The organism is Virgibacillus aidingensis (assembly GCF_010994035.1).
In the GTDB taxonomy this organism is placed as follows: domain Bacteria; phylum Bacillota; class Bacilli; order Bacillales; family Amphibacillaceae; genus Virgibacillus_N.
The window spans coordinates 1-11,740 of the sequence record NZ_WIXN01000028.1; the positions used below are offsets into that span (position 1 = coordinate 1).

Genomic DNA, 11,740 nt, shown 5'->3' on the forward strand with positions numbered 1-11,740 from the left:
TGTTGAAATCTTACGATTCCAACACCAGGAATGGGGTATATGTTCTCCCACAAACATTTTACTCTAACGATCCCGCCTTCTCATCCGGACTTCCATGATGAATCAAATCCTGGAAGGCCTTATGATCAGGATGAGGCAAACCGTTTGCTGGATGAAGCAGGATATGAAGATGTAGATGGAGATGGAATGCGTGAAGACCCTGATGGGGAAGAGTTGGTTATTACCTTTGCTTCCATGTCCGGCAGTGAGGTAGCAGAGCCAGTAGCTAACTATTACATTCAGTCCTGGGCTCAGGTTGGTTTGAATGTTGAACTTTATGATGGAAGGCTAATGGAATTTAACGCTTTCTATGACGGGGTTGGCCAAAATGGTGATGATGACCCTAACATCGATATTTACCAGGGTGCCTGGGGGGTAGGTATTGATGTTGATCCAAGAGGATTGTACGGAAGAGATGCGATCTTCAACTTCTCCCGTTATTCCAGTGATAAAAATGATGAATTAATGGCGGAGGGCGTTTCAGAAGATGCGTTTGATTTAGATTACCGCCGTGAAGTTTATAATGAATGGCAGGAGTTTATGGTAGAAGAAGTGCCGGTATTCCCAACTTTATACAGTGCTGAAGTTGTACCTGTTAACAACCGTGTTCACAATTACTATATCGGTGACGGAACAGGAATGTACCGCTGGGATATCGCTGTAACAGAAGAAGAAGCACCTGCAGCAGATTAATATAATAAGCTGAAAAGACCCGTCAATTTGGCGGGTCTTTTTTAGTAGTGCGGTATTGCATCCAGAAGGTTTAAACCCGGATATGATAAGAACATTTTTACTATAACTTAAATGGAAGATGGTAATGGCCTCATAACACTCCACTATAGTGCCCCTTATAAGAACAGTTTTCTTCGGAACCACATCTCAACATAATCGTCTGTGTTCATCTACTATTTCGCAGATTAATGAATAAGAAATGTATTTAAATGAACAAGATCCATGGGAATGATATAATAAAACCAATATAACTGAAAAGAGGGACAAGTAAATGAAGTACTTTGCCGTATTACTGCCAATGCTTGATGAGGAAAAAAGCAAAAAATGGCGGCCGGATCACCTGGATTTTTTAAGGCAGAAATCAGAAGAGGGAAAGATTTTTGCAAAAGGCAGGTTTGCTGATGGAGCAGGCGGTTTAATTATTTATAAGGGAAAGGACCTGGCCGGCGTGGAGGAAACGGTAAAAAAGGATCCCTATATTATACATGGCGCCAGAACATTTGAAATTCACGAATGGGAAATGACTTTGGAAGAATAAGCCTATAATGTAAAGGAAAATCGCGGGGAGGAATTTGATGAGCAAATATATTTTATCCATCGACCAGGGGACGAGCAGTTCCAGGGCCATTCTATTTAATCATGACGGGGAGATTGTGGAAACGGCACAGCGGGAGTTTGAACAGTTTTTCCCAAAACCGGGCTGGGTGGAACATGATGCGAATGAAATTTGGACATCGGTATTAAGCTGTATTGCCGATGTGCTTAGAAAGGCGGATATTGCTCCGAACCAGGTAGCGGGAATCGGGATTACGAACCAGCGGGAAACCACTGTGGTATGGGATAAAAACACAGGGAAACCACTTTATAAAGCAATTGTATGGCAGTCCCGGCAAACGGATCCTATTTGCAAAGAGCTGATCGAAGCTGGCTATAATGATATTTTCAAAGAAAAGACCGGCCTGCTGCTGGATCCCTATTTCTCAGGAACGAAAGTAAAATGGATGCTTGACAATGTGGAGGGGGCGCGGGAAAAGGCAGAACAAGGGGAGCTTTCCTTTGGAACCATTGATACATGGCTTGTTTATAAACTCACCGGCGGAAAAAGACATATTACGGATTACTCGAATGCCTCCCGTACATTAATGTTTAATATTTATGACCTTGTATGGGATGAAGAACTGCTGGATATTTTAAACGTGCCTCCATCCATGCTTCCGGAAGTCCGTCCGTCGTCGGAGATTTACGGAAAAACGGTTGGGTACCATTTTTTTGGTGAAGAAATACCCATTGCCGGCATTGCCGGTGACCAGCAGGCAGCCTTGTTCGGCCAGGCCTGTTTTGAAAAAGGGATGGCAAAAAATACTTACGGAACCGGCTGCTTCATGCTGATGAATACAGGGGAAGAAGGAGTGGTTTCAAAGCATGGATTATTGACGACGCTTGCCTGGGGTATTGATGGAAAAGTGGAATATGCCCTGGAGGGAAGTATTTTTATAGCCGGTTCAGCTGTGCAATGGCTGAGAGATGGGATGAAATTAATCGATAACGCGCCTGAAAGCGAATATTTTGCCACAAACGTGGATTCTACAGACGGCGTTTATATGGTGCCTGCATTTGTCGGGCTCGGTGCTCCTTATTGGGACAGTGATGCAAGAGGGGCCGTATTTGGATTGACACGCGGAACAACAAAAGACCATTTTATCAGGGCTACTCTGGAATCGCTTGCTTACCAGACGAAAGATGTACTGGATGCGATGATTGCTGATTCCGGGATCGACTTAAAAACATTGCGTGTGGATGGAGGAACTGCAAAAAATGACTTTCTCATGCAATTTCAAAGTGATATCGTTGGCGTACCTGTAGAGCGTTCAGCCATCAATGAAACAACCGCACTTGGCTCAGCGTATTTAGCCGGTTTAGCAGTCGGATTCTGGAAGGATAGAGAAGAAATTGCCAAGCAATGGAAAAATGAACGCACCTTTGAAGCCGATATGCATGAAAATAAAAGGGAAGAACTTTACACGGGCTGGAAAAAAGCAGTGGAGGCGACCCGGAAGTTTAAATAGGTATTGCGCGGCTGGTAGAAAAAGGCAGGAAAACAGGTTTTTTAGGGGAAAATAATAACCAAGGCAAGATAGTAAACGGGGGAATATATACTACTATGGTAACGATAGATGAAATACGTGAGGCAAGGGAAACCATTGCCGATACAATCAATGAAACACCAATACTTTCTTCAGCACAGCTCTCAAAGCTGACTGGCAATCGGATGTTTTTTAAAGGAGAACATATGCAGCGAACCGGGGCTTTTAAAATCAGGGGTGCGACAAATATAGTAAAGCATGTGGTAAAGAAAGGCGCGGCTTTTGTTACAGCAGCTTCCTCCGGCAACCATGGCCAGGCTGTTTCCTATATCGCTGATAAGCTGGGAATCGCTGCAACGATTGTGATTCCTGAGGATGCAACGGTAAGCAAGGTGAATGCCATTCAGGCATATAACGGAAAAATCGAGAAATGCGGTACCACTTCTGCGGAAAGGCTGCCGCGTGCCGAAGAACTGGCAAAGGAGAATAACGGTATTTATATTCCGCCATATGATGATCCTCGGATTATAGCCGGACAGGGAACAGTCGGTCTGGAAATTCTGCAGCAGTTGGATGATGTCGATGTTGTTGTAGTGCCAATTGGCGGCGGGGGTCTCATTTCCGGAATTCTGACAGCGATCAAGGAAACAAAGCCATCTGTAAAAGTCATTGGTGTGGAACCGGAAAGTGCGAATGACACATTATTATCTTTGCAAAAAGGAGAGATTGTGGGTATTCCGGAAACGAAAACTATTGCCGATGGCTTACGAACGAGTGAACCGGGCACCATGACTTTTCCCATCGTACAAAAATATGTGGATGATATCGTAACTGTCAGTGAGGATGAGATCCGGCAGGCATTGTTTTTCGTGCTGGAGAGAATGAAACAGCTGATTGAGCCATCCAGTGCCGTTGCAGTTGCTGCCGCTATGTTTGGTAAGCTGGGAGTAAAGGATAAAAATGTAGTGTGTGTTTTGTCCGGCGGGAATGTGGATGTGCGGAAGCTGGGAGAATTGGTATAACTTCCGGCTTAACCCAAGTTAAGCAGATTTCCGTCATTGACAGCTTTGATATGGGGAAGCGATGAAAATATTTAATATTTGACACTATGATATGTACTGTACACCTCCCGTGTCATAGTACAATAAGATAGACGATTATACATGTATATCATAATAAAGACCTTCAATAAAAGAATATTTTCAGGCCGTAATAGACTACTCCGTTAGGATGGCGAGGCGGCGTGAGAAAGCAATCCCTCAGGAACTGCTAAAGCCCTTGAGGGGTTATTTGGTTTTGTTTAAATAAAATAATTCACTAACCCGGCTTACGAGGTTTTCAAACAGACACAACTCCTGTGAAAGGGCTTACAAGAAAACCGCCTTGGGTAAGCAGCCTTACAGCTTATAGCCAGTCCGGCTTTTAAACCGCTTCAAAATAACAGAACTCTCTACCCTTGTAATCCCTTCCACTGAATAAAGTTCATCGTTAATAAAGGCTTCCAGCTTGGTGAAATCTTCTACAAGAACATGGGTATGCAGCGTACTTGGCCCTGTCATTTGATAAATGCTGGCCACATGCGGATTGTCAGCAAGATTCTGTGCCACTTCCTGCAGCATCATCGGTTCCACATCAACTTCAAAAAATGCGGATACTTTTTTGCCGATTTTCTCCGAATTAATTACAACACTAAATTTCTCGATGATCCCTTTTTCTTTTAAACTTTGAATTCTGTCTTTGACGGCAACGCGCGATAATCCAACCTTCTCTGCAAGTTCCACATATGATAGTCTTCCATCTTCAGCTAATTCTTCTAGCAGTTTTTTATCAATCTCGTCAAATTTCATATTATTATCTCCTATTCGTAGTTTATGATTTTCCGAACAATTCATTAAGTAAGTATTATATTGCGAATGACGATAAAATGTAAGTATGTTTATTTTATCACTTTATTCCTGTGTTGACAAAATGCCGGTTTTTTTGTACCATATGAAATAATTCTGAAATATATGTAAGGAGTGTGTCCGATGAACTTTCTAAATGATCAATCCTACCCTTATTCTAATACAAGACATGCTACATATGCAAAAAATGGGATGGTAGCAACCTCACAGCCGCTGGCTTCCCAGGCGGGGTTGGAAATTTTAAAAAAAGGCGGAAATGCGATTGATGCTGCTATTGCTACTGCTGCATGCCTTACTGTAGTGGAACCGACTTCCAATGGTATTGGCGGAGACGCATTTGCGCTTGTTTGGACAAAAGGAAAGCTGCATGGATTAAATGCCAGCGGAAGGTCGCCAAAAAACATTTCCATCGATGCTGTAAAAGAAAAAGGATACGAAGAAATTCCAACATATGGCTGGGTTCCGGTTACTGTCCCGGGTGCACCGGGAGCTTGGGCAGCGCTTTCGGAAAAATTCGGGAAGCTGCCATTAACAGAAGTTTTACAGCCGGCAATCACGTATGCGGAAGAAGGATACCCTGTTTCACCGACACTTGGTAAGTTTTGGAATAAGGCATACAATAATTTTAAAGAAAAATTGACGGATTCCCAATTCGAAAACTGGTTTAACACTTTTGCACCTGAAGGCAGAGCACCCCAGCCAGGTGAAGTGTGGGCTTCCCGCGATCATGCGGAAACATTAAGGGAAATCGCCGAAACAAATGCGAAATCTTTTTATGAAGGCGATTTGGCTGATAAAATTGATGCATTTTCCAGAGAGCATGGCGGATTTTTGCGAAAAGAGGATTTGGTCGCATATGAAGCGGACTGGGTCGACCCAATTCATGTTAATTATCGCGGGTATGATGTGTGGGAAATCCCTCCAAACGGACAGGGAATTGCTGCGCTTGAGGCCCTCAATATTTTGAAAGGCTTTGACTTTCCGGATAAAGAATCTATTAATACGTATCATAAACAAATTGAAGCTATGAAATTGGCTTTTGCTGATGCGGAAAAACATGTAACCGAGGAAAACCATATGCTTTTTACCGCGAATGACATACTCAGTGATGCATACGGTGAAAAGAGGAGAAAACTAATTACGGATACGGCACTGACTCCGGAAGCAGGCGAACCGGCAGCCGGCGGAACGGTTTATCTGGCAGCAGCGGACAATGAGGGCAATATGGTATCGTTTATCCAAAGCAACTATATGGGATTTGGCTCAGGCTTAGTCGTACCGGGAACAGGAATAGCTCTCCAAAACCGCGGGCATAATTTCTCCATGGATCCAAAACATGTAAATGCTTTGGCTGGAGGAAAAAGGACGTATCATACGATCATCCCAGGCTTTATGACCAAAGGGGACCAACCTGTGGGACCATTTGGAGTTATGGGCGGATTCATGCAGCCTCAGGGCCATGTACAGGTCGTTATGAATACAGTCGATTTTGGATTGAATCCTCAGGCTGCTTTAGATGCACCAAGGTGGCAATGGAAAAAAGATAAAAAAGTGGATGTGGAAAACCGTTTTCCTCATCATTTAGCACAAGGTCTATCTGTGAAAGGGCATGACATTCAAATTGCCTTGGAACCAAATGAATTCGGCCGCGGGCAGATTATCTGGAGAGATCCGGAAAGCGGCGTGCTTGTAGGAGGAACGGAATCAAGAACGGATGGAACGGTAGCTGCCTGGTAGATGCAAAGGGTATGCATAAAGCCGAAATAATTTGATCGCTTCAGTAATTGGAGCGATCTCTCTTTTCGATCCACTTTACTAATTCAAAAAAAGGTTTGTGACACATGAAAAAACACTGGTATATTTTTCTTGCTTTTTTTCGGGTGGGCATGCTCGGTTATGGTGGCGGACCGAGTTCCATACCGCTCGTTCATAAAGAAGTAGTTGATAAATACAAATGGATGGATGACGATGAATTTGGAGATATACTGGCCCTCGGCAATGCACTCCCGGGTCCGATTGCTACAAAAATGGCGGGGTATATCGGTTACCGGGTATCTGGAATAATGGGGATGCTGAACGCCATATTGTCTACCATATTGCCCACCATCATTTTAATGATTATTTTGCTTACAACGTTATCCAATTTCAGGGAGTTTGATTGGGTACAGGGTATGACAGCTGCTGTTTTGCCTGTAGTAGGAATGATGATGGCAGTCTTAACCTGGCAATTTTTTGAAAAAGCCGGAAAAGGCATGGGCTGGATTACTACAATTATTCTTTGTGCCATTATTTTTGTTCTTCTGCAGTTATTAGGGGTTCACCCCGGTATTTTAATTGCTGCATTCATTATTTTTGCTTTTATAAAAAAAGATAAAAAGTCACCTGAAAAAGAAGGTGAGCATACATGATGAAATACTGGGAAATATTTCAGGCGTTTTTCATTCCGGGTATCCTTGGTTATGGGGGAGGTCCGGCATCGATCCCGCTGATTGAGAATGAAGTGGTGATCCGGTTTGAATGGATGACCGTTCAGGAATTCAGTGAGGTTCTGGCACTCGGCAATGCGCTGCCCGGACCGATTGCGACGAAGATGGCAGGCTATATTGGCTATGAAGTCGGCGGTGTTTTAGGTTCGGCAGTTGGTGTCTTTGCCACTGTCGCGCCATCTCTTATATTAATGATAGGATTATTAAGTATACTATTAAAATATAAAGACTCCCCGAAGGTAAAAAGATTAACATTATATGTGCGGCCGATTATTGCCATTCTGCTTGGATTAATGGCATGGCGCTTCTTTTTCGAATCCTATGAAGGGATCGGCATCTGGCAGACAGTGTTATTAACCGCAGTCAGTTATGTGCTGATTGAGAGAGTCAAGGTACACCCAGCCTATATTATTGCCGGCGCTTTAGTTTATGGAGGATTTTTTCTGTGAAGTTTGGGAGCATGTATGATTTATAGATAGTAAAAAGCCTGTATTACCATTGAGGTAGTACAGGTTTTTTTGGACTGGGCTGATATATGAAGGGATCGACGCAGTCATCAATTGATTTGCAGTTGATGACGTCTCCGAGGCTTCTTATCGAGCCAGTCATGCAGTGATTTGCGGTTGATGACGTCCCCGAGGCTTGTTCTCGAGGCAGTCATGCAGTGATTTACGGTCGATGACGTCCCCGAGGCTTGTTCTCGAGTCAGTCATGCAGTAGATTTTGCCCGATGATGGATCCGAGAGCTTTCATGAGCCAGTCATACCAATTATGAAGTCCATTTCCAGGAAGTTTTCATATGCAATGATTTCATACAGCCATATTACAGCTGTGCTCTTTTCCTATTTCACCAATCCAAGCCTTTGGAGCCCGGTAAAAATACCAGATTCATCCACCGATGTTGTCTTATGCTTTGCATAACGAAAAAGAGAAGGATGCGCGTTTTCCATGGCAAAACTTTCTCCGACCGCGCCCAGCATTTCTTTGTCGTTCATTCCATCACCAAATGCGATTGCCTGGTTTTTTTGAATCCCCATCTGAGTGAGAATACTTTCGACAGCGATCCCCTTATTCACATTTTTTCGAATGATATCGAAATTGTTGTCCATTCCGTAAACATTCACAGGGGAAAGGTGAATATCCGATTTAAATTCATATAACGCTTCTTCGGATTCTTTCAAATTCATTATAGTAGCGCCAAGAATGGAATCAATGACATCATCGGTTAATGTATCATTTTTAACCAGGTTAAACGCCCGGATAAATTTTTTTACATCCGGGTCTGACAACGAAGTAAAATAATTCCTTTGATTCGTGTAACAAACCAGTTCATGTCCGTTCTCTCCGGCAATATTTAGAAATTCCTTCATCACGGAAGGGTCCATCGGTTCATTTATCATTGTTTCATTCTCATAAACGGCGTAGGCACCGTTATAGCCAATAAAAGATTCTATGTGAAGTTCGGCTGCCAGGTCTTCCACTTCATGAAGGGGGCGTCCTGTCGCCAGAAAAACCTCAATATCCTGCTTCTTTACTTGGGAAATAGCTTCTTTCGTGGATGCAGTATAGGTATGATCCGGTTTTAAAATGGTTCCGTCTATGTCGAGAAAAAGTACCTTGAAATTCATGGTGATCTCCTTTTTACTATGTTATATAGTGATTTTATCATATATGCCGTTTTGTTCCAGCTTCCTGTTCCATATCAACAAACCTCCGGCCATCCAGCGGAGGTTTGTTGATGTGTTAAATGTAAATCACCGTTATAAACGCCTGGTTTGATTAAATTGTCCACTCATAAAAATTAAATCTTAAACGCTGTCCATTCATATCGAATTCTTCGTCACTGGTTGAAACACGTTTAAACCCATTTGCCTCCAGAGTTTTTTGTGAGGCTATGTTATTAGTCGATGTCTTTGCTAAAATCTGTTTAATCCCGTGCTTGTTCACTGTTTTTAATAATAGATGTAATGCTTTTTTGGCAACCCCGCCACCAGTATATGGCCTTCCCACTCTATACCCAATTTGAGCTGAACCCAGCGTTTTATCAATATCTGACAAGTTTATTCTGCCAATAATAAAGCCTTCTTTATTCTTAATTAAATAGAAATGGGATAACCCTTGGTATTGTTCTTTCAACAGCGCTTTGTTCTTCTGTTTGAATGTCTCAAAGTGATAGTAATCATCCCCGCGGCTCCATACCATTTCCTCAAAATAAGTTCTGTTTTCAAGCTCAAACTCAAATAAACTTTCAAAATCTGTTTCGTGTAATTTTTCCAATGTCATTTCCATCATCATAACCGTCCAGACCATATTCTTTTATACCATAGTAAATTAAAGCCTCGTATCATCCACATCATCCAGCCATTTTTCAATAGCATGAACTGCTGATTTCACTGTGCCGTCATCAAAAGGCGAATTCAGACCGGCTGCATCCACCAATTCAAGGAAGGATTTTGATCCCCCGAGCATACATAAATGGAGGTAATCCTTCCAGGCAGTCTCCTGATCTTCCTGAGCCCGTTTCCAAAATTGAAAGGCACAAATTTGCGCCAATGTATAATCAATATAATAAAAAGGATCCTCATAAATGTGCCCCTGACGCTGCCAGAAACGGCCAGATTGCAAATAGGAATTACCATCATAATCCCGGTGGGGGAGATAAGTTTCTTCAAGCTCCTTCCAAGCCTGATTCCGTTCCTCCGGTGTCCACGCAGGATTTTCATAAACGAGATGCTGAAATTCATCCACTGCCGCGCCGTAAGGAAGAAATTTCAATGCTTCTGTTAAATGTGCATATTTATATTTCAAAGTATCCTCTTTAAAAAATAATTCCATCCATGGCCAAGTAAAAAATTCCATGCTCATGGAATGAATTTCGGCAGCTTCATGCGTCGGATCCGTGTACTCCGGGATATTGTATTTCCTGCTGGAATATGCCTGGAATGCATGCCCGGTTTCATGCGTAAGCACATCAATATCTGCCGATGTCCCGTTAAAATTGGCAAAAATATAAGGAGATTGATAATCGTCAATATACGCACAATATCCGCCTGCCTCTTTCCCTTTCTTTGCCTCCAGATCCATCAGATGGCGGTCAAGCATAAACTGGAAAAACTCCCTGGTTTCTTCTGATAGTTCTTCGTACATTTTCTTTCCGTTATCAATAATCCATTCCGGTGTTCCTTTTGGCGTTGCATTACCACTGGCAAATAAAAATGATTCATCATGAAATTTTAACGCTGCCACCTCAATGCGTTCTTCCTGCTTTTTATAAAGTTTTGTTACAAGTGGAACAATGAAGTCACGAATCTGTTTGCGGTATGCCTCTGCCATTTCTGCATTATAATCAATCCGCAGCATGCGCAAATACCCGAGTTCAACAAAATTTTTGTATCCGAGTGTGACAGCTATTTCATGACGCACTTTTACAAGGTTATCATAAATGGTATCAAATTCTGTTTGATTATCTTTGAAAAACCCGGTGTATGCATTGATTGCTTCTTTACGGATGCTCCGACTACTATTCTCCGTATATGGATACAACTGTGCCAAAGTATAAGTGCTGCCCTGAAACTTCACCTCAGCGGAAGCAACAAGCCTTGCGTATTGGGAAGACAGCTTGTTTTCTTTTTGCAATAATGGGATAATTTCCGGGGAAAAAGCTTTAATTTCAAAATCCGCAATATTAAATAATTGCGATCCCCATTTATTCTCCAGCTCTTTTCTGTATGGCGTTTTTACTAATTCTTTGTAAAACGCAGTGCTGATCTCCTGAATTTCCGGTTCGGCATCATCAAAAAAATCCTGTTCCCTTTTATAAAATTCGTCATTTGTGTTTACAGAACTGCGGATAAACACAAGCATAGACATGGTGGACAAACGGTTCCGCAGCTTATTTATGGATTCAACTTCCCTGGTTGCCTCTTCTGTTGAATTGGCATGGGAAAATTTGTGCAGAAGCTCTTGAAATTCAGCCTTGACTTTTTCCATATCCGGTCTCTCATAGGTGTAATTTTCAAAAGTCAGCATGAAACCCCTCCTTGATTCTTTTATTCGCTATCTTCATTTACGCATAGCTGAAGTTATGATGCAAGGTAAAATTTATTTATAGTTAATTTCATGTGTCTTCATTCTTTGAGTTTATGCTGACATGCTATACTTGTTTTCAAAGGGAGGAGGATCTCATGAACCAAAGATTTGATTTACCAAAAGAACAAAAAGAGGATATGATGAGACGGATTCAGGCATTTTTCCATAAAGAACGGGAAGAGGAAATTGGCGATTTAGCTGCCATAATGGTTTTGGACTTTATCATCGATGAAATTGCGCCGGTATTTTATAACCTCGGTATTACAGACAGCCATGCATTTATTACAGATAAATTGGAGGATTTATTTGGATTGGAAAAATAAAAGAATAAAGATTTACATCATGCAATCCTTTTCTCTGGCCGGGTCAAATAACCCGTATATCTTTCGCGCGGTCCACTTTTGCA

At 42.2% G+C, this 11,740-nt stretch carries 11 protein-coding genes and 1 pseudogene; 8 read left to right on the forward strand and 4 right to left on the reverse strand.

The window, feature by feature from the left end:
- Positions 1 to 60: 60 nt before the first annotated feature.
- From GHD25_RS17900 to GHD25_RS17915, 4 genes and pseudogenes are all read left to right on the forward strand, one after another.
- Positions 61 to 732, forward strand: a pseudogene (locus tag GHD25_RS17900) (ABC transporter substrate-binding protein); the annotation flags it as partial.
- A gap of 310 nt (positions 733 to 1,042) precedes the next feature.
- Entirely contained in the window at positions 1,043 to 1,309 is a 267-nt protein-coding gene (locus tag GHD25_RS17905) for a YciI family protein (protein WP_164219433.1), read from the forward strand.
- 37 nt (positions 1,310 to 1,346) lie between these two features.
- Positions 1,347 to 2,837 carry a glycerol kinase GlpK gene (gene glpK, locus GHD25_RS17910; RefSeq protein WP_164219435.1) on the forward strand — a complete coding sequence of 497 codons (1,491 nt, stop codon included), beginning with the start codon at positions 1,347 to 1,349 and terminating at the stop codon, positions 2,835 to 2,837.
- A 95-nt stretch (positions 2,838 to 2,932) separates the two neighbouring features.
- A complete protein-coding gene (locus tag GHD25_RS17915; RefSeq protein WP_164219437.1) occupies positions 2,933 to 3,877 on the forward strand; it encodes a threonine ammonia-lyase in 945 nt (314 codons plus the stop codon).
- A gap of 375 nt (positions 3,878 to 4,252) precedes the next feature.
- On the opposite strand, the gene GHD25_RS17920 is transcribed toward GHD25_RS17915, so the two are convergent.
- Positions 4,253 to 4,702 (reverse strand): Lrp/AsnC family transcriptional regulator, encoded by a 450-nt coding sequence (locus tag GHD25_RS17920; RefSeq protein WP_164219439.1) that lies wholly within the window; start codon positions 4,700 to 4,702, stop codon positions 4,253 to 4,255.
- Positions 4,703 to 4,882: 180 nt separating this feature from the next.
- Between GHD25_RS17920 and ggt the strand changes: the two genes are divergently transcribed.
- The 3 genes from ggt to GHD25_RS17935 all read left to right on the forward strand — a co-directional run bounded on the left by ggt (position 4,883) and on the right by GHD25_RS17935 (position 7,694).
- Positions 4,883 to 6,496 (forward strand): gamma-glutamyltransferase, encoded by a 1,614-nt coding sequence (ggt, locus tag GHD25_RS17925; RefSeq protein WP_164219441.1) that lies wholly within the window; start codon positions 4,883 to 4,885, stop codon positions 6,494 to 6,496.
- 104 nt (positions 6,497 to 6,600) lie between these two features.
- Entirely contained in the window at positions 6,601 to 7,167 is a 567-nt protein-coding gene (locus GHD25_RS17930) for a chromate transporter (RefSeq protein WP_164219443.1), read from the forward strand.
- On the forward strand, positions 7,167 to 7,694 hold the full coding sequence (locus tag GHD25_RS17935) for a chromate transporter (protein ID WP_164219516.1): 528 nt from the start codon (positions 7,167 to 7,169) through the stop codon (positions 7,692 to 7,694). Before GHD25_RS17930 ends, GHD25_RS17935 begins: the two co-directional genes overlap by 1 nt.
- A 393-nt stretch (positions 7,695 to 8,087) precedes the next feature.
- On the opposite strand, the gene GHD25_RS17940 is transcribed toward GHD25_RS17935, so the two are convergent.
- The 3 genes from GHD25_RS17940 to GHD25_RS17950 all read right to left on the reverse strand — a co-directional run bounded on the left by GHD25_RS17940 (position 8,088) and on the right by GHD25_RS17950 (position 11,274).
- A complete protein-coding gene (locus GHD25_RS17940; protein WP_164219446.1) occupies positions 8,088 to 8,873 on the reverse strand; it encodes an HAD family hydrolase in 786 nt (261 codons plus the stop codon).
- A gap of 151 nt (positions 8,874 to 9,024) precedes the next feature.
- Entirely contained in the window at positions 9,025 to 9,534 is a 510-nt protein-coding gene (locus GHD25_RS17945; protein WP_205601385.1) for a GNAT family N-acetyltransferase, read from the reverse strand.
- Between the two features lie 42 nt (positions 9,535 to 9,576).
- Complete coding sequence (locus tag GHD25_RS17950; RefSeq protein WP_164219448.1) at positions 9,577 to 11,274, reverse strand: M3 family oligoendopeptidase; 1,698 nt, start codon at positions 11,272 to 11,274, stop codon at positions 9,577 to 9,579.
- A gap of 155 nt (positions 11,275 to 11,429) precedes the next feature.
- Between GHD25_RS17950 and GHD25_RS17955 the strand changes: the two genes are divergently transcribed.
- Complete coding sequence (locus GHD25_RS17955; protein ID WP_164219450.1) at positions 11,430 to 11,657, forward strand: DUF2164 domain-containing protein; 228 nt, start codon at positions 11,430 to 11,432, stop codon at positions 11,655 to 11,657.
- The last annotated feature ends 83 nt before the right edge of the window (positions 11,658 to 11,740 follow it).

Bases quoted from the DNA above. Each gene is read 5' to 3' on its own strand.
- GHD25_RS17905 (WP_164219433.1), top strand. From the start codon at position 1,043: ATGAAGTACTTTGCCGTATTACTGCCAATGCTTGATGAGGAAAAAAGC.
- glpK (WP_164219435.1), top strand. From the start codon at position 1,347: ATGAGCAAATATATTTTATCCATCGACCAGGGGACGAGCAGTTCCAGG.
- GHD25_RS17915 (WP_164219437.1), top strand. From the start codon at position 2,933: ATGGTAACGATAGATGAAATACGTGAGGCAAGGGAAACCATTGCCGAT.
- GHD25_RS17920 (WP_164219439.1), bottom strand. From the start codon at position 4,702: ATGAAATTTGACGAGATTGATAAAAAACTGCTAGAAGAATTAGCTGAA.
- ggt (WP_164219441.1), top strand. From the start codon at position 4,883: ATGAACTTTCTAAATGATCAATCCTACCCTTATTCTAATACAAGACAT.
- GHD25_RS17930 (WP_164219443.1), top strand. From the start codon at position 6,601: ATGAAAAAACACTGGTATATTTTTCTTGCTTTTTTTCGGGTGGGCATG.
- GHD25_RS17935 (WP_164219516.1), top strand. From the start codon at position 7,167: ATGAAATACTGGGAAATATTTCAGGCGTTTTTCATTCCGGGTATCCTT.
- GHD25_RS17940 (WP_164219446.1), bottom strand. From the start codon at position 8,873: ATGAATTTCAAGGTACTTTTTCTCGACATAGACGGAACCATTTTAAAA.
- GHD25_RS17945 (WP_205601385.1), bottom strand. From the start codon at position 9,534: ATGGAAATGACATTGGAAAAATTACACGAAACAGATTTTGAAAGTTTA.
- GHD25_RS17950 (WP_164219448.1), bottom strand. From the start codon at position 11,274: ATGCTGACTTTTGAAAATTACACCTATGAGAGACCGGATATGGAAAAA.
- GHD25_RS17955 (WP_164219450.1), top strand. From the start codon at position 11,430: ATGAACCAAAGATTTGATTTACCAAAAGAACAAAAAGAGGATATGATG.